We start from the raw sequence: 21057 nt of genomic DNA, 5'->3' as shown, positions 1-21057 counted from the left end.
CGGAGCCCGGCGTTTAGACGGGCGTGACCACCTCACTGCCGCAGACCGTCTCCGACTATGGCCACGAACTGCTGTTCGGCACGTTCCACACCCCGGTGAACCAGCAACCCCAACAGGCGGTGTCACTGGCCCAGCTCAGCGAGGGGGCCGGACTGGACCTGGTCACCTTCCAGGACCACCCCTACCAGTCGGCCTTCCTGGACACCTGGACCCTGCTGAGCTATGTCGCGGCACGCACCGAGCGGGTGCACCTGGCACCCAACGTCGTCAACCTGCCGCTGCGGCAACCGGCCGTGCTGGCGCGCTCTGCGGCGAGCCTGGACCTGCTCAGCAACGGCCGGGTCGAGCTGGGGCTGGGCACCGGTGCCTTCTGGGACGCGATGGTCGCGATGGGCGCGCAGCGGTTGACCCCCGGTGAGTCCGTGCAGGCGCTGGAGGAGGCGATCGCGGTCATCCGGGGCATCTGGGCGGCGGATGAGCCCTCCGTGCTGCGCGTCGAGGGTGAGTTCCACCGTGCCGTGGGGGCCAAGCGCGGTCCGGCGCCCGCCCACGACATCGGGATATGGCTGGGCGCCTACAAGCCACGGATGCTGCGCCTGACCGGTCGGCTGGCCGACGGCTGGCTGCCCTCCGAGGGCTACCTGAAGTCCGACGACGATCTGCGCGTCGGCAACGAGACCATCGACGAGGCCGCCGACGCGGTGGGACGGGATCCCCGCGATATACGCCGGCTGCTCAACATCAACCCGCCCCGTGGCGGGGTTGATGCCTGGGTGGAGCGTCTGGCCCAGCTGGCCCTCAACCACGGCATCGGCACCTTCATCCTCGCCGCAGACGACCCGCAGAGCATCGAGGCGTTCGGGCAGGAGGTCGCGCCGGCGGTCCGTGAGCTCGTCGCCTCCGAGCGCAGGTATGCCGACACGCAGGTGACCCCCGCTGCTGCCCCGACCGCCGCTCCGGAGAGCAATGCCCGCCGGCGGATTGTGACGCAGGCTCCCGCCGACGCTGACCCGGTGCCCGAGGGTGAGGGGTCCAGGCTCGCGGACCAGGGTGGCTCGGGATCGCACGGCGCCGCCGAGAGTCAGTACGACCGGCTCGGGGTGCACCCCACCCCGGACGACGGGACCCGCCTGGGCGCCACGATGCCGTGGGACGAGGGGTCCCGGCCCATGCGGGAGGAGTCCGGGCCCGAGGTGACCTATACCGCCCGGGGCGCGCAGATGGGCAAGCACCTGATCGACGTGCACGACATGCTGCGCGAGGAGCTCACCCAGGTGCGCTCGATCATCGAGCAGGTCAAGGCCAACACTCTCGACGTGGGCTCGGCGCGGTCCTCGCTCAACGAGATGACGATGAAGCAGAACAACTGGACCCTGGGCGCCTACTGCTCGCGCTACTGCACCACGGTCACCCAGCACCACAGCCTGGAGGACGCCTCGGTCTTCCCGCACCTGCGCAGCGCGGACAGGTCCCTGGCCCCGGTGCTGGACCGCCTCGAGCAGGAGCATGTCGCGATCCACGACGTGATCGAGGCCGTGGACCGGGCGCTGATCGACTTCGTCGCCACCCCTGACGACTTCTCTGCGCTCGACGAGGCGGTCAACGCCCTCAGCGACACGCTCCTGTCACACCTGGCCTATGAGGAGGACCAGCTCGTCGAACCGCTGGCTCGGTTGGGCTTCTATCCCGGCCAGGGCTGAACTCAACCGGACGGTCCCGACCTGTGCCGACCTGGGCGCGGTGCCGAGGCCTGAGCTCAGGACAGCCGCAGCCGGTCGGTGCCCACGGGCGCCCGGAGGTGCGTGCGCTCGCCATAACGGTCCGCGTGCTCGAAGAAGTCGACGAGCTGCACGGTCACACCGGCGGGCGAGGCCTCGACCAGCTGGGCGCTGATCCAGTCCTGACCATCACGCAGTTCCCACTTCTCCGCGAGATAGCTCATCCCCACCGCATGGAGCCGCTCCTCGGCCGCCTCAAGGTCACCGACACCGGAGAGCGGGTGGCCAAAGACCGTCAGCGGCTGCCAGCCGTCCCCGTCAGGTGCCACGAAGCCGATCAGCTCGCCGTCCTCGCGTCGGACGGATTGCCAGGTCTCGGGCGGGCTGGTGCTGCTCATGCAGGCAGGATGGCCGAGAAGTGGGCGCGCCTCAACAGGGTTTCCGGCTCTCACGTCTGACGGTCAGGGCAGCGGCGGCAGGGCGGTCTCGTGCAGCCAGGGGCCGAACCAGGCCGCCAGGTCCCGCCCCGCAACCTCCGAGCAGTGCGCGACGAAGTCTGCCGTGCTGACCGAGCCGCCGCGGTGCGTGGCGACCCAGGAGCGCAGGATGTCGAAGAAGACCTGGTCACCCACCTCGGCGCGCAGGGCGTGCAGGGTCAGCGCCCCGCGCTTGTAGACCCAGTCCTCGAACATCTCCGAGGCGGTGGGGTCGCTGAGCACCGTCTTCTGGGAGGCTCCCGCGAGGATGGCGTGGTGGTGGCGGGCCCAGTCGGCCACAGAGCGCTGACCGCTGGCCTCCGACCAGAGCCACTCGGCATAGCAGGCGAAGCCCTCGTGCAGCCAGATGTCGCGCCACTCCCGCGCTGTCACGGCGTTGCCGAACCACTGGTGGGCGAGCTCGTGCGCCACCAGGCGCACCGAGTCCCAGTCCGCTGCAGCAAAGTTGCGGCCGAAGGTGGACAGCGAGGCCGACTCCAGCGGGATCTCCAGGGGGTCGTCGGTGATCACCGTGGTGTAGCCGGTGAACGGGTAGGGACCGAACCGGTCCACGAACAGCGCCATCATCTCCGGCTGCCGGCCGAAGGACGCCGAGAAGCCGTTGTTCTTGATGCCCGCCGGACCGACCACCCGCAGCGGCACCACGGACTTCTGCGTGATCACCTGATAGCGGCCGATCTGGACGGTGGCCAGGTACGAGGAGATCGGCTGGGTCTGGCGGAACGTCCAGGTGCGCTGTGCACCGCGACGCTGCTGCGTGACCAGCTCACCGCTGAACTCCACCTGATAGTCCGCTGCCGTGGTGAGGGTCAGCTCATAGGTCGCCTTGCTGGAGGGCCGGTCGTTGCACGGGAACCAGGACGGCGCACCGTGCGGCTGCGAGGCGACGATCACCCCGTCATCCAGCTCCTCCCACCCGGCCGCGTCCTGTCCACGTTTGGCGATCGGTGCGGGGTTGCCGGAGAACTTCACCGTCACCGTGAACTCCTCCCCCGCCGCGACCGGCTCCGCCAGGGTGATCGTGAGCTTGCCGGCCAGCACCCTGTGCCGGCTGACCTTGCGCCCGGCGACGGACACCTTCAGCGGTTTGAGTCGCAGGTCCAGGGCCACCTGGGAGAGTTCGCCGACGGCCCGGCAGGTGATCTCCGCCGTGCCGTCGAGCTTGTTGCTGGGCAGCGCGTAGGTGAGGGACAGGGCGTAGTGCGTCACGTCATACCGCAGGTCTCCGTGCCCGGAGATGTAGGGGTCGGCGCCCTTCACTCGTCCTCCTCCTCGTCCCAGGGGCCGATCGGGTTGCCGACCCACCGCGTCTGGGAGGGTACCGACTCCCCGCGCATCACCAGGGACGCAGGGCCGATGGTGGTGTGCCGACCGATCGTCGCCGCCGGCAGGATCACACTGTTGGGTCCGAGCGTGGCGCCCTTGCGCAGGGTGACCTGGTCCATGCTCAGGACACGATCGTGGAACAGGTGTGTCTGCACGACGCAGCCCCCGTTGACCGTGGAGCCGTCGCCCAGGTGCACCAGGTCGGGCTCGGGCAGCCAGTAGCTCTCGCACCACACTCCGCGGCCGATCTCGGCGCCCAGCAGGCGCAGCCACACGTTGAGGGCCACCGTGCCCTGGGTGACCGAGGCAAACCAGGGGGCGGCCAGCACCTCGGTGAAGGTGTCGGCCAGCTCGCTGCGCCACACGAAACCGGACCACAACGGGTGGTCCTGAGTCGTATGCCGTCCCACCAGGGCCCACTTCGCGGCCACTGTGAGCAGCGCCGCTGCCAGCCCGGCCAGCATCAGCACCACCCCACCGAGGGCAACCGCAGCCAGCGGGTGCCACGCCAGCAGGACTAGCAGGGTCGCCCCCACAGCCACGTGCAGGACCACGTGGAGGAGCAGGACCACCAGCCGGCAGGTCTCGACCAGGCCGCGATAGACCTTGAGGCGGGTCGGCGGGTCATAGGTGCGGCTGGAGTCGACCGTGTCTGCGGCCCGGCGCAGCTTGGTCGGCGGGCTGCCCAGCCAGGAGGAGCCCTTGGTCACTCTCGTGCGCTGCGGGGCGGCGGACAGCACCGCGACGAGCGACTCACGCGGGACCTTGCGTCCCGCCGAGACCATGCCGGAGTTGCCGACGAAGGCCCGCTTGCCGATCTTGACGTGCTCGACGCGGATCCACCCGCCGCCGAGCTCATAGCAGCCGACCAGTGTGTCGTCGGCGAGGAAGGCGTGGTCGTTGATGTGGGCGAGCTTGGGGATCAGCAGGACCGTTGAGGCTTCCACCCCCCGGCCGACCCGTGCTCCGAGCAACCGCAACCAGAGCGGGGTGAAGGCCCCGGAGTAGTAGGGGAAGAGCCAGGTGCGTGCCTCGTCCAGGACGCGGAAGGTCAACCAGATCCGCAGCCCCGAGGCCGAGCGCGTCGGATAGAAGCCTGGCCGCAGGCCCAGGGAGCACAGCCGGACCACCAGCAGCACGAGGAGTCCGAGCACGGCATAGCCGACCAGGGCGGCCAGCGGCAGCCAGGGCAGCCCGGCCGTCAGGGCCTGCTGCCACGTCTCCGAGGCTCGCAGCGTGGGCCACACGGTCGCAGCGCCGGCGACCGCGGCCAGGGGGGGCAGCCCGGCGACGACGACGCCGGCCAGGGCATAGCCCAGCCACCAGTGCCGACCCCGCGGGGGACGATCCAGGGACCAGGGACCACGGGCGGTCTCTGAGACCTGCTCTGCCGGGGCACCGGACCAGGTCTGCCCGGCCGGCACGGCTGCGGGGACGAAGGATCCTGGGGCGATGACCGCCCCGGCCCCCACCTGGGCACCGGGACCCAGGGTGCTGCGCGCCCCGATGCGGGCCCGGGCACCGATGGTGATCGGCCCGATGTGCACCCGGTCGCCATCGATCCAGTAGCCGGTGAGGTCCACCTCCGGCTCCAACGAGGCCTCCTTGCCGATCTCCAGCATCCCGGTGACGGGCGGCAGGGCGTGCAGGTCCACCCCCGGGCCGATCCGGGCACCTAGGAGCCGGGCATACCACTGCAGCCACGGGGCCCCGGCGACGGAGACCGCAGCGAGCTCGTCCTGGATGTGCCCGGCGAGCCAGACCCGCAGGTGCACCTTGCCGCCACGCGGCCAGGAGCCGGGGCCGACCCCGTGCAGCACCGTGCGGATCAGCGCGGCCGCCAGGGCCATCCGCACCGGCGGGACCAGGAAGACCAGGGCGGTCAGCGCCACCAGCGACAGCGGCGGCCCGGGCACCCAGGGCAGGTCGAGTATGCCGTGGGCCAGGGAGGCGCCGAGCAGCACCCAGGCGATCCACCGGGCCGCGGCGAGCGTGCGCAGCGGCAGCAGTGCCAGCAGCTGCCCGACCTGGGTCTTGCGCCGGATCGGTGGGATGGTGCGGTCGGTCCTGGCCGGTCCCGGCCCCAGCTTCTCCAGGGCGGTGGCCAGGGAGCCCACCCGTGGGTTGCGATACAGGTCACCGACGGCCACCTCGGGATAGCGCTCCCGCAGCCGCCCCACCGTCTGGGCGGCCGTGAGCGATCCCCCGCCGAAGTCGAAGAAGTCGTCCTTGGGCGAGGTCACCTCCGCGCCGAGGACGTCACCCCAGATCTCGGCGATCCAGGTCTGCAGCGTGGTCAACCCCTGCGGGCCGGCACCGGTCTTGCGCAGCGGCCAGGGCAGCGCATCGCGGTCGACCTTGCCGGAGGTCTTGGTCGGCAGGTCATCGACCACGGCCAGTCGCGGCACCAGCGCAGCAGGCATCCGCTCACGCAACAGGGCCAGGGCGGTCTCTGAGTCATAGCTGTCATCGACCGCGAGATAGCCCACCAGCAGCTGGTTGCCGGACGTGGTCTTGCGCACGGCCGCGGCGGCACCTGCCACGCCGGGCAGGCGCAGCAGTTGCCCGTCGATCTCGCCCAGCTCGATGCGGCGACCGCCGAGCTTGATCTGGTCGTCCGCGCGTCCGGCAAAGAGCAACCCGACCGGGTCGTTGACCACGACATCTCCGGAGCGATAGGCGCGCTCCCACCCCAGGGTGGGCATCGCGGCATACTTCTCCGCATCCTTGGCGGGGTCGAGATAGCGGGCCAGCCCGACACCACCGATGATCAGCTCGCCGGAGGCGCCCTCTGCGACCGGGTGCCCCTCACCGTCGACGACAGCCAGGTCCCAGCCGTCGAGCGGCAGTCCGATGCGGACCGGGTCGCTCCCGTCCAGGATGACACCGCAGGCGACCACGGTGGCCTCGGTCGGGCCGTAGGTGTTCCACACCTCGCGACCTGGAGCCTGCAAGCGCGCCGCCAGCTCCGCGGGGCAGGCCTCTCCACCCATGATGAGCAGGCGCACCCGGTCCAGTGACGAGGGTGGCCACAGCGCGACGAGGGTGGGCACCGTGGAGACAATCGTGATGTCGTTGGCGACCAGCCAGGGACCGACGTCCACCCCGGAGCGGACCAGGGACCGAGGCGCGGGGACCAGGCACGCGCCATAGGCCCACGCCAACCACATCTCCTCACAGCTGGCATCAAATGCGACCGAGAGGCCGGCCATGACCCGGTCCCGGGGACCGATCGGGTGCTCCTGCAGGAACATCCGTGCCTCGGCGTCGACGAAGGCGGCGGCGCTGCGGTGCGTGACGGCCACCCCCTTGGGGGTGCCGGTCGAGCCCGAGGTGAAGATGACCCACGCGTCGTCCTCGGGTCGTGGCCGCTCCCCCGGCGTCCCCGTCGGACCACCGGCGCGGGGGGTGATGCTCAGGTCGTTGCCGAGGACCGCGGCCACATCGGCCTCGGCAAAGACCACCTGAGCCCGCTCGTCGGGGTCGTCCGCGTCGACGGGCACATAGGCGGCGCCGGCCAGCAGGGTCCCGATGATGGCCACATAGAGGTCGGTCGTGCCGGACTTGATCCGCACCCCGACCCGGGCTCCGCGACCGATCCCGGCCTCGGCCAGCCGCCCGGCCAGCTGCTCCGCCGTGTCCAGGAACTCGGCATAGGTCAGGGTCTGGGCGCCACTGTCCAGGGCGAGGGCGTCCGGTGCGTCCTCGACTGTGCGACGGAAGACGTCGAGCAGGGTCCGCGGCGCCGGGGCACGGTCCCCGGCGAGAAAGACTGCGGGGATGCGGGGCGCACGCTCGGTCACCTGCTGAGTCTGCAACGCTGAGGTGAACAGGAGGTGCCGACCCGTCGGCGCGTGACGATCGTGTCGGGACCGCCGTGCGCCGTGCCGGCTGACTCACCCATCACGTCTGCGCTCACAGGAGTTTGAGCACCGACTCGACGGCTTCCTTGGCGTCACCGAAGAGCATCCGCGTGTTGTCGCGGAAGAACAGCGGGTTCTGCACCCCGGCATAGCCGCTGGCCATCGACCTCTTGAGCACCACGACATCCTGGGCCTTCCACACCTCCAGCACCGGCATGCCGGCGATGGGCGAGCCGGGTTCGTCGACCGCGGCCGGGTTGACGGTGTCGTTGGCGCCGATGACCAGGACGACGTCGGTGTCCGGCAGGTCCGCGTTGATCTCGTCCATGCCGAGCACGATGTCGTAGGGCACCTTGGCCTCGGCGAGCAGCACGTTCATGTGGCCGGGCAGCCGCCCAGCCACCGGGTGGATGCCGAAGCGGACCTCGGTGCCCTGCTTGCGCAGACGGGCAGTCAGATCCGCGACGGGATACTGCGCCCGGGCCACCGCCATGCCATAACCAGGAGTGATCACGACGGACTTCGCGGCACGGAGCAGCTCGGCGACCTCCGCCGCGTTGGACTCCCGGTGCTCGCCGTAGTCCTGGTCCCCCTCGAAGGTCGCACCCTCGCCGCCGAAGCCACCGGCGATCACCGAGATGAACGAGCGGTTCATGCCCTGGCACATGAGATAGGACAGGATCGCACCCGAGGAGCCCACGAGCGCGCCGGTGACGATGAGCAGGTCGTTGCCGAGCATGAAGCCGGCCGCTGCGGCGGCCCACCCTGAGTAGCTGTTGAGCATCGAGACGACGATCGGCATGTCTCCACCACCGATCGAGGCGACCAGGTGCCAGCCGAAGGCCAGCGCGATCACCGTCATGAGCACCAGCGGCAGCAGCGCGTGGCTCATCACGAACCAGGCGAGCAGCCCGGCCGAGACCAGCAGGGCCACCAGGTTGAGCAGGTGACGGTGCGGGAGCATCAGCGGGTTGGAGTTGATCCGGGCGCTGAGCTTGAGGGCAGCGACCACGGATCCGGTGAAGGTCACCGCGCCGATGAAGATGCCGAGGAAGACCTCGACGAGGTGGACGGTCTCCTCCGATCCGGTCAGCAGCCCCGGCTCGAGGTAGGCGTTGTAGCCGATGAGCACGGCCGCGATGCCGACGAAGCTGTGCAGCATGGCGATCAGCTGCGGCATCCCGGTCATCTCCACCACGCGGGCACGCCACAGGCCGATGCTGGCTCCGAGGGCCATCGCCGCGATGATGAGCGCGAGGGTCAGCCCGGGGTTGTCGGCGCGCTCGACGGCCAGCCAGATGGTGGCTCCCAGCGCGATCGTCATGCCGACGATGCCCAGGGCGTTGCCGCGCCGGGCGCTCTCGTGCTGGGACAGGCCAGCCAGGGAGAGGACAAAGAGCACCGCGGCGATGATGTATGCCGCTTGCACCAGGTTGAGGCTCATACCGCCTCCTCCCTGCGGAACATGCGCAGCATCCGCCCGGTCACCGCGAACCCGCCGAAGACGTTGATGCTGGCGACCACCGTGGCGCCCAGCGCCAGCACACGGACCAGGAGGTTGTCGTTGCCGACCTGCAGGATCGCCCCGACCAGGATGATGCCGCTGATGGCGTTGGTCTCAGCCAGCAGCGGCGTGTGCAGCGCGTGCGTCACATTGCTGATGACATAGAAGCCGACGATGACGGCCAGGGCGAAGACCGTGAAGTGCCCGAGGAAGGCGGGTGGCGAGACGCTCGCGACGAGAGCGAAGAGCACGGCCGCCAGTCCGCCGGCAAGCATCCTGCGACGGGGGTCTCTGGAGGGTGGTTTCGTGGCGGGCTCAGCGGTGGGCTCCGCGGCTGGTTCCGGTGCGGGAGGGGCCGCTGACACCGTGACCGGGGGTGGCGGCCAGAGCACGTCGCCCTGGTGGGCGACGGTCAGCCCTCGTTGCACCTCGTCGTCGAGGTCGAGGACGAAGGTGCCGTCCTTGCCCGGGGTCAGCAGAGCCACCAGGTTGACGATATTGGTGCCATAGAGCTGCGAGGCCTGGGTGGGCAGTCGCACCGGCAGGTCGGTGTAGCCGACGATCTTGACGCCGTTGTGGGTGCTCACCACCTGACCGGGCTCGGTGAGCTCGCAGTTGCCACCGTTGCGGGCGGCCATGTCGACGATGACGCTGCCCGGGCGCATCGCTGCGACGGTGTCGGCGGTCACGAGCTGGGGAGCGGGCCGGCCGGGGATGAGCGCCGTGGTGATGACGATGTCGGCGGCGGCGCACTCGCGGGCATAGACCTCCATGGCTCGCCGCTGCAGGTCCTCACCCATCTCCTTGGCGTAGCCGTCGGTGCTGGTGTCCTGGTCACTGAGGTCGATCTGGACGAACTCGGCGCCCATGGACTCGACCTGCTCACCGGTCTCGGGACGGATGTCAAAGGCACGCACCACGGCGCCGAGGCTGCTGGCGGTCCCGATGGCGGCCAGGCCGGCGACACCGGCCCCGATCACAAAAACCTTGGCCGGTGGCACGGATCCGGCAGCGGTGTGCTGGCCCGTGAACACCGAGCCATACTCATGCGCGGCCTCGATGACGGCCCGGTAGCCGCCGATATTGGTCATCGACGACAGGACGTCCAGCGACTGGGCCCGTGAGATGCGGGGCACGGCGTCCATGGCCAGGGCAGTGACCCCCTGTGTCGCCAGCAGCTCGAGCAGCTCCGGGCGCTGCGCGGGACTCAGCTGACTGGCCAGCACCGCCCCCTGGCGAAGCCGCCGGACCTCCTCCTCGTCGGGGGCGTCGATCTTGATGACCAGATCGGCATCCCAGACCCCCGGGCCGGGGTCGAGCGTCGCCCCCGCACCGGCATACAGCTCGTCGGGATAGCTGGCGCGCTCCCCGGACCCCTCCTGCACGATGACCTCGTGGCCGAGGGCTCTGAGCCGCCCCACCGTCTCGGGAGTCGCGGCCACGCGGGTCTCGCCCGGGGTGGACTCCGTGGGAACACCGATCAGCACAAAGGCTCCTTTGCCTCGCCGCCGACGGGTTCACTCCCGCCGCAGTCGCACCTTACAAGGCGAGACCGACGTCACCGCAGGACGACGCGGACCCCGTCCTCGGACAAGGCAAAGGACACTGCAGACAGGTCCTCGACGACCAGATCCGCCAACGGCTCGAGCTCCTCGGCGGTCGAGGTGGTGACCACCGCGATCGTCGCGGCGCCAGCGGCGCGGCCGGAACGCAGCCCGGCCGGTGCGTCCTCGACGACGAGACAGCGGGTGGGGTCGACACCCAGTTGCTGTGCGGCGAGGTGATAGGGCTGGGGGTCCGGCTTGCCCCTGGTGATGTCATCGGCCGTGATCATCACCTCGGGCGCGGTGAATCCCGCGGCGGCCAGTCGCAGCTGGAGCAGCTCACGGCTGGCTGAGGTCACGATGGCGCCGCGCCATCCCACTGCGGCGACCGCCTCCGCTGCACCCGGCAGCGCGACGACACCCTCGAGGTCGGCCAGCTCGCGGCGGTCGATGTCGGCGGTGGCGGCCACCGGGTCCAGGTGCGGGGCGACCGCGGCGACGATCCCGCTGCTCGGCACGCCGTGGAAGCCGACCAGGGACTCGGGAGGCACCCCGTGGTCCACCGCCCACGCCACCCACGAGCGCACGACCGGTCCGCGTGAGTCGATCAAGGTGCCGTCATTGTCGAAGAGGACTGCGTCAAAGAGTTCGGTGGTGAGGTCGCGCACCGGGCCATCGTCTCAGGCGGACACATCCTTTCCCGCGGTGTCCCCCTCTGCCGTAGTGTCCCCGTCCTCGACGACCTCATACTTCCGCGTGTAGATCTCCAGCAGTGCGACGCCGAGGGCGGCAGCCGGAACCGCGACAAACGCACCGGCCACCCCGAAGAGAGCAGCTCCCAGCATCACCGAACCGAAGGCGATCGCCGGATGCACCTCCACGGCCCTGGCGCTGATGCGTGGCTCGAGGAGGAGGTTCTCGACCTGCTGATAGACCGTGGCGAAGATGAGGACGAAAAGCCCCTGGGCCGGATTCTCTCCGACCAGGCCGACCAAGACCGGCAGGGCAACGGCGATATAGGTGCCGATCGTGGGGACGAAGGCCGCCACCACCCCGGTCCAGATGCCCAACGGCAGCCAGTAGGGCATGTCGATGACCAACAGGAACAGCGAGGTTGCCACGGCCGAGCAGGCTGCCAGGACGACGCGTGCCGCCACATAGCCCCCCGTCTTGGCGATCGCCAGGTCCCAGACGGTCGTGAAGACCTCCTGCTGACCGGGTGGAAAGAGCCGGGCCAGCCAGCTGCGCAGCCGGGGGCCGTCTGCGGTCAGATAGAAGACGAAGAACGCGAACGTGAAGACGGAGAAGAGGCTGCCGAGCAGCGTGGCGACAACGCTGAACACGCCTCCGGCCACGCTGGTCGCCACCGCCCCGAAGTCCAGCGGCTCCCCCACGCGCTTGAGCAGTGCGTCGGTGTCGAGGTACTCCGAGAGCATGCTGTTGAGGCTGTCGACATAGGAGGGCAGGCTCTCGACGAAGGTCCGCAACTGCTCGGCCAGCATCCCGCCGAAGAGATACAGAAAGAGTGCTGCGGCGCCGGCCAGGGTCACCAGTACGACGAGCGTTGCCCAGCCACGCTTCATGTGCCGGGCCAGGCGACTGACCGCAGGCTCGAGGGCCAGGCTCGCCGCCCACGCCAGGATCACCATGCCCAGGATGCTCCCGCCGTCCCGTTGCACAAAGAGCAGGAGGCGGACGAGCAGAAAGACCGCGACGACCGTCCAGGCGACGCGCCAGACGTTGGCCCGGTCAAGGAGCAGCGTCGTCTGTGGGTTCGTCGTCTCAGCCGTGGTCTGTGGACTCGTCGCCTCAGTTCCGGGCTGGGAGCTAGGACGTCCGGTGGGGCGAGCGGCCTCGCGGGCCCGCTCACCCATATGTCAGTCTCCGGTGCAGCACGGTCCCGACACTAGTCGGGCCGCACCGGTCAGTTCAGGTGGCGCGCGTCAGTTCGCGCGCGACGCCATCTCGAGCAGTTCGTTGCGCACGTTCTCGGGCCGAGTGGCGATGGCCGCGAACAGGGTGCGCTCGGCGCGACGCTGACGACGCGCGGCGTTGCTGACGAAGAAGGTGCGGGCTGACTGGCTGATGCGGCGCATCGTGGCGGTTCCTTGCAGGTGGTGCGGAAATGGATGTGCCCGACTCCGGCGGCAGGTCACAGTTTGGTAACGGCCGACCCCGCCCGGGAATTCCGGAACGTGGCCAAGGCCACACCCTCCCCCGCAGCTGGCGCACACTCGCTGACGGCGTGGAGCGCATCCCTCTGCGGGACTAACTTCGCGAGCCGCCCGCGACGGTCTCGGTCTCAAGGGTGAACCCGTGCGCGCGGAGCCGTAGGACCAGCGCCTCCCCGAGGGCCGTCGCGGGTGTCAGCACGCCTCCGCCGGCTCCCTCGCCCGCGGCCAGCGCGAGAGCCGACTGGCCCAGCATGACTGCCGTGCCGTTATACCCGGGGTCGAGCGGGGCACCGACCATCGTGCGGTAGGTCACCCCCGACTCGCTCTGCGCGGTGATCTCCATCAGGAAGGCGCCACGGGCCCGCTGCTCGGGTGAGGGGCCCTGCCCAGGCGCTGGCAGGAGCCGGTCCAGCACCGCCCGGGTGGGGGCGAGCGACAGTCCCACACCCACCCCAGCGAGTGCCGCCATCGTGCCCGCGCCGCGGACCGCGCCCCGCACTCCTGCCCCGGTGTCCTGCAGCTCGCGATACCGGAAACGGGGGCCATAGCCCGTGGGGGTCAGGGCGTGCGAGCGCCGCACGATCGGCACGTTGAAGGAGCCCATGAAGAAGGGCACCCGCCACCGGTCGCTGCCGGGTTCCTGACGCACCGGGCCCAGGCCGCGACCCCGCCTCTGGGGCGCCTGCCGCTCCGTTCTCCCCTGCGCAGTGGCGCTCTGCTCAACCGTGTCGGGTGATCCGTTGCCGGACAGCGCATCCCGATCGGAGAGGAGCTGCGCCGCGCTGGCGTCGGCACGGACCGCCAACACCTGCTGACGCATCGAGTCGATGGTGCCACCCGACAGGCCTCCACGCAGCCGTCGGACCACCAGCTCGGTGTCGGTGAGTCCTCCTGCCCCGTCGGCGCGGGCCTGGCGCGCCGTGAGCCAGACGCCAAGGTCGGAGGGGACGGAGTCGAACCCGCAGGCATGCACGATCTGCGCGCCTGACGCACGTGCTCGCTCGTGCAGCTCCGACACGGTGCGGTGGACAAACAGGACCTCCCCGGTCAGGTCCGCGTAGTGGGTGCCGGCGTCGGCACAGGCCTGGGCCAGGGGGAAGCCGTAGACGGCATAGGGACCGACCGTCGTGGCGATCGCCATCGCCCGACCGGCGAGGGAGGCGGCGTCCCCAGGATCGGTGACGTCGACCGTCAGCAGCGGCCAGTGCCGAGCCGACTGCGGCAGCTCCTCCCGGAGGCGCTCCAGCCGCTCGGTGGAGCGCCCGGCGAGGGCGATCCGCATCCCGTCCGGGGCCTCGGCGGCGAGGTGGGCAGCGGTCAGTCGTCCGACGAAGCCGGTCGCACCCACCAGGATCAGGTCGAAGTCACGGGTCATGAGACCCATCGTCCCAGGCGAACGCCGCTGTGGCGTGGTCGAGCGGTGCTCACCTCTCAGGGCGCTCCCTAGCTCGGGAACACCTAACGTCGGAGGATGAAGCACCAACCCGTTGCCCTCGTCGCCGGAGGATCACGCGGCCTGGGACTGCTCATCGCCGAGGAGCTCCTGCGCCGCGGGCACCAGGTGGCGATCTGTGCCAGGACACCCGCAGACCTGACCCGCGCCGAGCAGTCTCTGCGCAGGCACGGGAGCGTGCGCAGCTATCCCTGTGACGTCCGCGACCCGGACCAGATCGACGCCCTCGTCGCGCGTGTGCGCTCGGATCTGGGACCTGTCGAGGTGCTGGTCACGGTGGCCGGCATCATCCAGGTCGGACCGGCCGAGGCGCTCTCCGAGCAGCACTTCCAGGACGCGATCGACACCATGCTGTGGGGGCCGGTCCGACTGGCCCGGGCCGTCCTGCCCGAGATGCGCAGCCGGGGCTACGGGAGGATCGGGACCGTCACCTCCATCGGCGGCAAGGTCGCGCCACCACACCTGCTGGCGTATGCCGTGGCCAAGTTTGGTGCCGTGGGGTTCAGTGAGGGCCTCGCGGCGGAGTTGGCCGGCACGGGCGTGACGGCGACGACGATCGTGCCCGGCCTGATGCGCACCGGATCGCACGAGCGCGCCCACTTCGTCGGGGACCAGGGAGCGGAGTATGCGTGGTTCGGACCGGCTGCCTCACTGCCCCTGTTGACGATGTCCGCAGAGCGTGCGGCACGCAAGATCGTCAGCGCCGTGCTGGCCGGGCGGCCGCTGGTCACGCTGACCCCGCTGGCCAAGATCGCCACCCGGGTGCACGGGCTGGCGCCAGCGACCACGGTGCGGCTGCTGGGGCTGACCAACCGGCTCCTCCCGTCCGCACCACCATCCTCGTCACACCGGCAGGGCGACGACGCCGTCCCTGCGACCCTGACCGGGCGTGAGGCACGCACCACCCTCAGTCGCCCCGCCCGGGCTGCGGTCGGGGCCCTGACCGTGCTGGGCAGCCGCGCGGCGAGACGTCACAACGAGAGAGGCCAGTGATGACACCAGCACCGGAGACGATGGACCGCGGTCTGCTCGAGCTCTATCTCAATGACCACCTCTCCGGAGCCACCGCGGGACTTTCCCGCGCGCAGCGCATGGTGAGGGCCAACGCCGACCTGCCCATCCATGCGGGCCTGCGACAACTGGCCCAGGAACTCGCCGAGGAGCACGACCGGCTGCGTCGACTCATCCACGAGCTGGGTCTGACCCAGAAGTCGTATCGCCAGGTCCCCGCCAAGGTCGGCGAGGTGCTCGGCCGACTCAAGCTCAACGGCAGACTCCTGCGCCGCTCGCCGATGACGCCCATCCTCGAGGTCGAGCTGTTGCGCGGGGCGGTCAATGCCAAGGCAGGCCTGTGGGAGTTGCTCGGTGCCAACGCCGGGTCCCTGGGCCTGGATCCGGCGGAATGGGAGGCGCTGGCCCGTCAGGCGGGCGAGCAGTCGGAGCTCTTGGCGCAGATGCACTCGCAGGTAGTTGCCCTGCTCACCCAGGACGGCTGACCAGCAGCGCAAGCGTGTAGCGTCCTGTGCATGGACCAGGTGACACTGCTGCACAACCCCCGGTGCTCGACCTCCCGCTCGGCCCTCGACCAGGTGGAGAGCGCTGGCGTCGAGGCAGAGGTGGTCCGCTATCTGACAGCGCCCCTCGACGAGGCCGCCCTGCGGGACCTCGTCGACAAGCTGGAGGACCCGGTCACCGACCTGGTGCGCCGCGACGCCGCCTTCGCCGCCCTCGGTCTCACCGACGATGACGTCGCGACCACCGATCAGGTGGTCGCGGTCCTGGCCGAGCACCCGCGCCTCATGCAGCGCCCGGTGCTGATCAGGGGTGACCGAGCGATCATTGGTCGCCCCAAGGAGCGGGTCCCGGCCTTCCTGTCCGACTGAGGGCCTCAGGTGGTCTGACCGGCCTCCCGCGCCAGCCGGGCCCCGCGGGCCATCTCCACCTTGGCCGCCCGCTTCAGGCGCATCCGCTGCTGGGGGTCACGCGCACCATCGAGCTGGGCCGGACCAAAGATGTGATAGCCCATATAGCGGAACTTCCACCAGAAGCGATACCAGAGGGACAGCCCCTCGTTCTTGCCCTTGCCTGCCATGGTGACTCCTCAGCCCGTTGAGCGTCCAATACTTAGTGCACTAATTATTGGTAGGCTACCGGTTATGATGCAGACCACCCAACCCAGGATCGACCCGGACGCCGCCCTGGCGTTGGAGGAGCAGGTGTGCTTTGCCCTCTCCGTGGCCGCCCGCAACGTCGTCGCGGTCTACAAGCCCATCCTGGAGCCGCTGGGGCTGACCCATCCGCAGTATCTGGTGATGCTGGCCATGTGGCAGCACGAGCCGGTCTCGGTGCGGGAGCTGAGCACCCTGCTGCACCTCGACCCGGCCACCCTGTCCCCCCTGCTCAAGCGGTTGGAGGCCAGCGGGCTGCTGCGCCGGGAGAGGAATGCCGAGGACGAGCGTGCCCTGGCGGTGACCCTCACCGAGCGGGGGCGCGACCTGCGCTCCGAGGCACTGACCGTGCCGCCGGCTGTCATGTCGCGCCTCGACATGGGACTCGAGGAGCTCGTCGCCCTGCGCGAGAGCCTGCACCAGGTGATCACCGCCACCAGGACCGCGCTGGCTGAGCCGGTCGCGGGGCGGGCCGAGCCAGTGGCGGTGCGGGCATGAGCCGGGTGGCGGTGGTCCAGGCCGGGTCGGTGCCCTTTGACACTCCGGCGACCGTGGCCAAGGCACTCACCCAGATCAGCGAGGCCGCCAGCGGCGGTGCCCAGCTCGTGGTCTTCCCGGAGGCCTATCTCGGCACCTATCCCAAGGGACTCACCTTTGGCAGCCCGGTGGGCACCCGGACCGCGGCCGGCCGCGAGGAGTTCCTGCGCTATGCCCGTGCAGCGGTCACCCTCGACGGGCCGGAGCTGACTGAGATCAGTGGGGCCGCCGCCGAGTCCGGCACCTTCGTCGTGATGGGGCTGATCGAGCGGCTCGGCGGCACGCTCTACTGCACCGTCGCCTTCATCGACCCGGTGGCCGGACTCGTCGGTCACCACCGCAAGCTCATGCCGACGGCGGCCGAGCGCCTCATCTGGGGCCAGGGTGACGGCTCGACCCTGCCGGTGGTTGACTCCCCCGCCGGCCGCGTCGGTGCCGTCATCTGCTGGGAGAACTACATGCCCCTGCTGCGCACTGCCATGTATGCGCAGGGAGTCGACCTCTACTGCGCCCCCACCGTCGATGATCGGGATGTCTGGCAGCACACGATGCGGCACATCGCCCTGGAGGGTCGCTGCTTCGTGCTGGCCGCCTGCCAGTTCATCCGGCTCTCGGACTATCCGTCGGACTATGCCTCCGCCATCCAGCCGGAGGACGACACCCTGATCCGTGGCGGCAGTGTCATCGTCGACCCGCTCGGAGAGGTGCTGGCCGGCCCGGTCTACGGTCAGGAGACCATCCTGTTTGCCGACGTCGACCTGGACCAGCGCACCCGCTCCCACCTCGACCTGGATGTGGTCGGGCACTATGCCCGGCCGGATGTCTTCCACCTGGCGGTGGATGACCGCCCCAGATCGGCGGTGACCTTCACCGGCGACCGCGCACCAGGCCACGCGGGGAGTATGCCGGCCAGCCGACCTTGACCTAGATCAAGGACTCCTGTGGGAGACAGGAGTAGACCGGTGTGCAGGAGGAATCATGAGCACACCGACCCGAATCCGTCACCACACACCCGACCTGCGGACACCGATGCCGCACGTCACGACGCCGCGCTGGGCGAGACCACAGCCCGCGATGCTGCCCCAGCCCTGGGACACCGCCCTGGCGGTGCGGCATACGCGCACCGATGAGGTCTCCCGCACCGCCCCGCGACTCTTCGTCGATCTCACCTCTCCCTGGGCCTATCTCGCGCACCTGCGCCTCGCGGACCTGGACGTGACCGTCGAATGGGCCGCCGTGCAGCGTGAGACGACCATCCCCCGCACGGGGCTGCGGGGCAACGGTCCCGCCCGGGACCACCTCGAACGACAGCTGGAGGCGGTGCGGGCCGAAGTGCGCGGTGACGAGGTGCCGACCCGGGTCCCGGCGGTCCTGCCCCACCCCCGCACGGTCGCTGCTGCCTATGCCGAGGCGGTGGACCTGGGAGTCGGGGCCGAGGCCAGGGCGGTGCTGCTCGAGGCCTACTGGCAGGACGGTCAGGACATCGGGGACCCGGAGGTGCTGCGCCGGCTGATGCCCACGGTCATCGTGGGTGAGCACACGCTGTGCACAGGTGACCCGCGACGAGAGTTCGGCTATCTCGTCTCCCCCGCTCGCGAGCCGCTCACCAACGAGGCCTATCACCAGCTCGCCCGCTGGCAGGAGCAGTGGGATGGCCTCGGACGCCCCGGCCCGCTGGCCCTGGTGGGTGCGAGCGGCACGGTCCGCACCGGAGTCGCAGCCCTGCGCGTGTGAGGCCTGCGCGGGTGAGGCCTGCGCGTGTGAGGCACGGCACCGACAGCTCAGCGCGGGGTCCGGTCACGGTCACCCCTGCTCGTCCAGCCGGGTCAGGACGTGCTGCGCCACCAGTGCGGCCGCGTCCTCGACCCCGCGATATCCCGGGAAGTCGTTGACGTCCACCACGACCGGGCCCGTCTCGGAGACCAGGACATCCACGCCCAGCAGGTCGAGCTGCGTCCGGTCGCGCACCTGACGGGCGAGGTCAATCAGTTCTGGTGCGGGCGTGAATGCGGCACCCTCGGTGGTGTGCCCGACGGCCAGCGGTGAGGGCTTGAGCAGCCCGCGCACCTCATCCCCGATGACATAGAGCTTGTGGTCGACCTCCCCGGCCACGACATAGTCCTGCACCAGATAGGGCGGGGGCAGTCCGCGGTCGATCTGCAGCTCCTGCGCCGTGCCGACCACGATGGACGCACCGCGACCGGGTCCGCTCGCCGACTTGACCACGCAGCGTCGCTCCCCCGCGGCGGCAGCGACCTCTGGCCAGGTGGACACGATCCGGGTGGGCGGGACGGGCAGTCCCTGCAGGGCGCGCATCATCGCGACCCGGTCGCTCAGTTGGAGGACGCCGGGATAGGAGTTGACCAGGACCGTGCCCGACAGGTGCAGCTCCCGCACCAGGTCCAGCCCCGCAGAGTTGAGGCCGCGATGCACCACGAGTCTGGCTGCGTCGAGGGCGGTCTGGTCGACGCGGTCATCGTGCGGGAGGTGCACCGAGGCGTCGACCCCTGCCGTCCCCAGTCGCTCGATGACCTCGGGAAAGATCGTCGATGGCTTGGGCGGCTTGCCGAGCACGAAGGCCACGTGGGACACGCCGCCCACCCTAATAGGCGAGAAATCCCAGGTCAGGCCAGGGTGGCGATCCACTCCCCCAGTGTCTGCGCAACCTCGGCCGGGCACTCCGCAGGAGCCAGGTGTCCGGCGTCCTCGACGATCCGCAGGGTGGCTCCGGGGATCGCCTGGGCCATCGCCTGCTGCGAGTCGGGATCGACCACCGCGTCGTGCCGGCCCCCCATGACCATCACGGGCCTGCCGATGGTGGGCAGCTCGCTGCGCAGGTCCACCTGGGCGAGCGCCTCACACACCCGCGCATAGGAGGCCTGGTCGGCCCGGGCCAGGCTGTCCAGCAGTGCGCGGGCACTGTCCGGGTGGGCCTCGGGGAAGCCGGGCCCAAACCACCGCTGCCGCGATCCCTCGATCATCGTGCTGGTGCCCGACCGACGCACCAGCTCGGCGCGCTCGGTCCACCCCTGTGCCGTGCCGATCTTGGCCCCGGAGCAGATCACCACACTGGCCCGGACCCGCGTGGGCTCGAGACTGCGCTCCCGGAGGGTCCGTCCCACGGCCAGGTCCAGCCCGACGACGCCGGCGACGCTGACTCCCGCGTGCACGAAGTCCGCCCCCGGACGGTGCTCATCGACCAGTGCGACGACGGCGGCTGCCAGGTCCGCGACCGTGAACGGCTGGTCCCGGGGCGGGCCCTCACCGTGCCCGGGCAGCTCCCAGCCCAGCACGTCGAGCTCTCCGCCGAGCTGCTGAGCACACTCCTGCCACAGCGGGACGACCCCGGTGCCCAGCGACGGGCCAACCACCACCAGGGGAAGGCCACGGTCAGGGGTCAACCAGTGGCCCTGCAGGGTGAGGGGGCTCTCGGGAGTCGTGGGCGGGCTGCCGTCATCGGCCCCGATCGGTGGCACGCTCATCTCGTTCCGTCCTCTCCCGCCAACGGCGGAGCTGGCGAGGCCCTAACGTATCGGGCCTCCGGCTCGACCGTCAGGTGCCTCTTGTCAGCAGTGCCCACCGTCCGGTTGACTCAGGAGCTCACTGCCGCAGCCCGGGAGGCCGTCATGACATCCACCGAGCTCGACGAGCACCGCACCCGCGCGCTGGCCGCCGGGTGTGCCCCGCTGGTCGATGCGATGGGACGACACCACCAGCACCAGGCGCACCTGCCGGCCCTGCAGAGTCCCACACCCGACCGGGTCCTTTTCGGAGCGGCGATCACGATCCAGTTCCTCCCCACTCTTGATGACCTGCCCGGGGCCGACCGGGGCTTCGGTGAGCTCTTCGCCGAGGCGGTGCGGGACGCACCCGAGGGTGCCGTCCTGGTCCTGAGCAGCGGCGGCTATCCGCACCTCTCACACGCTGGAGGGGTCAAGCTCGTGCGGGTCGCCAGTCACGGTCTGGCCGGAGTCCTGGCCGACGGCCAGCTGCGTGACTTCGCCGAGCTCGCCCAGCACGGTTTCGCCACCTGGTGCCAGGGCGAGGCGGTGCGCTGGGGCGGGGACAGTGTCATGCCGTATGCCGCGAACGTCCCCGTCGAGGTCGCCGGCGTCACGGTGGTGCCCGGCGACTACGTCTACGTCGACGCTGCCGGAGGGGTCGTCATACCGGCTGGGAGTCTTGCTGACGTGCTGGCCGAGGCGGAGCAGATCGTGGCCGATGACGAGGAGACACTGCGCCGGCTCCGCACCTCGCCGCAGTGACCGCACGG

General features: G+C 70.3%; 20 protein-coding genes. 8 read left to right on the top strand and 12 right to left on the bottom strand.

Features of this window, described 5'->3' with window-relative positions; translation table 11 throughout:
• The first annotated feature begins 23 nt into the window (after positions 1 to 23).
• A complete protein-coding gene (locus tag FNH13_RS09895; RefSeq protein ID WP_143783286.1) occupies positions 24 to 1700 on the top strand; it encodes an LLM class flavin-dependent oxidoreductase in 1677 nt (558 codons plus the stop codon).
• A gap of 56 nt (positions 1701 to 1756) precedes the next feature.
• Here the strand turns inward: FNH13_RS09895 and FNH13_RS09890 are convergent, their stop codons facing one another.
• From FNH13_RS09890 to FNH13_RS09855, 9 genes are all read right to left on the bottom strand, one after another.
• Positions 1757 to 2116 carry a hypothetical protein gene (locus tag FNH13_RS09890; protein ID WP_143783285.1) on the bottom strand — a complete coding sequence of 120 codons (360 nt, stop codon included), beginning with the start codon at positions 2114 to 2116 and terminating at the stop codon, positions 1757 to 1759.
• 63 nt (positions 2117 to 2179) lie between these two features.
• Positions 2180 to 3475: a M1 family metallopeptidase gene (locus tag FNH13_RS09885; protein ID WP_228266337.1), complete on the bottom strand. Its 1296-nt coding sequence runs from the start codon at positions 3473 to 3475 to the stop codon at positions 2180 to 2182.
• Positions 3472 to 7344 carry a Pls/PosA family non-ribosomal peptide synthetase gene (locus tag FNH13_RS09880; RefSeq protein ID WP_228266336.1) on the bottom strand — a complete coding sequence of 1291 codons (3873 nt, stop codon included), beginning with the start codon at positions 7342 to 7344 and terminating at the stop codon, positions 3472 to 3474. The genes FNH13_RS09885 and FNH13_RS09880 overlap by 4 nt, the downstream gene beginning before the upstream one ends.
• A gap of 112 nt (positions 7345 to 7456) precedes the next feature.
• Complete coding sequence (pntB, locus tag FNH13_RS09875) at positions 7457 to 8848, bottom strand: Re/Si-specific NAD(P)(+) transhydrogenase subunit beta (protein ID WP_143783283.1); 1392 nt, start codon at positions 8846 to 8848, stop codon at positions 7457 to 7459.
• Entirely contained in the window at positions 8845 to 10395 is a 1551-nt protein-coding gene (locus FNH13_RS09870; RefSeq protein WP_143783282.1) for a Re/Si-specific NAD(P)(+) transhydrogenase subunit alpha, read from the bottom strand. Before FNH13_RS09870 ends, pntB begins: the two co-directional genes overlap by 4 nt.
• Before the next feature lie 71 nt (positions 10396 to 10466).
• Positions 10467 to 11120, bottom strand: a complete 654-nt coding sequence (locus FNH13_RS09865; protein WP_143783281.1) for an HAD-IA family hydrolase — start codon at positions 11118 to 11120, stop codon at positions 10467 to 10469.
• A 12-nt stretch (positions 11121 to 11132) separates the two neighbouring features.
• On the bottom strand, positions 11133 to 12326 hold the full coding sequence (locus FNH13_RS09860; RefSeq protein ID WP_143783280.1) for an AI-2E family transporter: 1194 nt from the start codon (positions 12324 to 12326) through the stop codon (positions 11133 to 11135).
• A 69-nt stretch (positions 12327 to 12395) separates the two neighbouring features.
• Positions 12396 to 12548 carry a hypothetical protein gene (locus FNH13_RS19050; RefSeq protein WP_165700078.1) on the bottom strand — a complete coding sequence of 51 codons (153 nt, stop codon included), beginning with the start codon at positions 12546 to 12548 and terminating at the stop codon, positions 12396 to 12398.
• 172 nt (positions 12549 to 12720) lie between these two features.
• Positions 12721 to 14001: a saccharopine dehydrogenase family protein gene (locus tag FNH13_RS09855; RefSeq protein ID WP_143783279.1), complete on the bottom strand. Its 1281-nt coding sequence runs from the start codon at positions 13999 to 14001 to the stop codon at positions 12721 to 12723.
• A gap of 96 nt (positions 14002 to 14097) precedes the next feature.
• Here FNH13_RS09855 and FNH13_RS09850 point away from each other — a divergent pair, with 96 nt between their 5' ends.
• From FNH13_RS09850 to arsC, 3 genes are read left to right on the top strand one after another with little or no spacing between them, the layout of a single operon-like run.
• A complete protein-coding gene (locus FNH13_RS09850; RefSeq protein ID WP_143783278.1) occupies positions 14098 to 15072 on the top strand; it encodes an SDR family NAD(P)-dependent oxidoreductase in 975 nt (324 codons plus the stop codon).
• Positions 15072 to 15575, top strand: a complete 504-nt coding sequence (locus FNH13_RS09845) for a hypothetical protein (RefSeq protein ID WP_143783277.1) — start codon at positions 15072 to 15074, stop codon at positions 15573 to 15575. The genes FNH13_RS09850 and FNH13_RS09845 overlap by 1 nt, the downstream gene beginning before the upstream one ends.
• Before the next feature lie 30 nt (positions 15576 to 15605).
• Positions 15606 to 15962 (top strand): arsenate reductase (glutaredoxin), encoded by a 357-nt coding sequence (arsC, locus tag FNH13_RS09840; protein WP_143783276.1) that lies wholly within the window; start codon positions 15606 to 15608, stop codon positions 15960 to 15962.
• A 5-nt stretch (positions 15963 to 15967) separates the two neighbouring features.
• On the opposite strand, the gene FNH13_RS09835 is transcribed toward arsC, so the two are convergent.
• Entirely contained in the window at positions 15968 to 16171 is a 204-nt protein-coding gene (locus FNH13_RS09835) for a hypothetical protein (RefSeq protein ID WP_143783275.1), read from the bottom strand.
• A gap of 64 nt (positions 16172 to 16235) precedes the next feature.
• On the opposite strand from FNH13_RS09835, the gene FNH13_RS09830 reads away from it, so the two are divergent.
• From FNH13_RS09830 to FNH13_RS09820, 3 genes are read left to right on the top strand one after another with little or no spacing between them, the layout of a single operon-like run.
• Positions 16236 to 16745: a MarR family winged helix-turn-helix transcriptional regulator gene (locus FNH13_RS09830; RefSeq protein ID WP_202878746.1), complete on the top strand. Its 510-nt coding sequence runs from the start codon at positions 16236 to 16238 to the stop codon at positions 16743 to 16745.
• Positions 16742 to 17707 carry a carbon-nitrogen hydrolase family protein gene (locus tag FNH13_RS09825; protein ID WP_143783274.1) on the top strand — a complete coding sequence of 322 codons (966 nt, stop codon included), beginning with the start codon at positions 16742 to 16744 and terminating at the stop codon, positions 17705 to 17707. Before FNH13_RS09830 ends, FNH13_RS09825 begins: the two co-directional genes overlap by 4 nt.
• 55 nt (positions 17708 to 17762) lie before the next feature.
• Positions 17763 to 18518: a thioredoxin domain-containing protein gene (locus FNH13_RS09820; RefSeq protein ID WP_143783273.1), complete on the top strand. Its 756-nt coding sequence runs from the start codon at positions 17763 to 17765 to the stop codon at positions 18516 to 18518.
• 69 nt (positions 18519 to 18587) lie between these two features.
• Here the strand turns inward: FNH13_RS09820 and FNH13_RS09815 are convergent, their stop codons facing one another.
• Positions 18588 to 19376: an ATP-grasp domain-containing protein gene (locus tag FNH13_RS09815; protein ID WP_143783272.1), complete on the bottom strand. Its 789-nt coding sequence runs from the start codon at positions 19374 to 19376 to the stop codon at positions 18588 to 18590.
• 32 nt (positions 19377 to 19408) lie between these two features.
• On the bottom strand, positions 19409 to 20266 hold the full coding sequence (locus FNH13_RS09810) for an alpha/beta fold hydrolase (protein WP_143783271.1): 858 nt from the start codon (positions 20264 to 20266) through the stop codon (positions 19409 to 19411).
• Positions 20267 to 20410: 144 nt separating this feature from the next.
• Between FNH13_RS09810 and FNH13_RS09805 the strand changes: the two genes are divergently transcribed.
• Positions 20411 to 21049, top strand: coding sequence for an RraA family protein (locus FNH13_RS09805; protein ID WP_143783270.1), 639 nt, complete (start codon positions 20411 to 20413; stop codon positions 21047 to 21049).
• Positions 21050 to 21057 lie beyond the last annotated feature (8 nt).

It is taken from the genome of Ornithinimicrobium ciconiae (assembly GCF_007197575.1).
GTDB lineage: Bacteria > Actinomycetota > Actinomycetes > Actinomycetales > Dermatophilaceae > Ornithinicoccus > Ornithinicoccus ciconiae.
The sequence above is the reverse complement of the archived record's forward strand: the minus strand, read 5'-3'. Positions and strand labels throughout refer to the sequence as shown.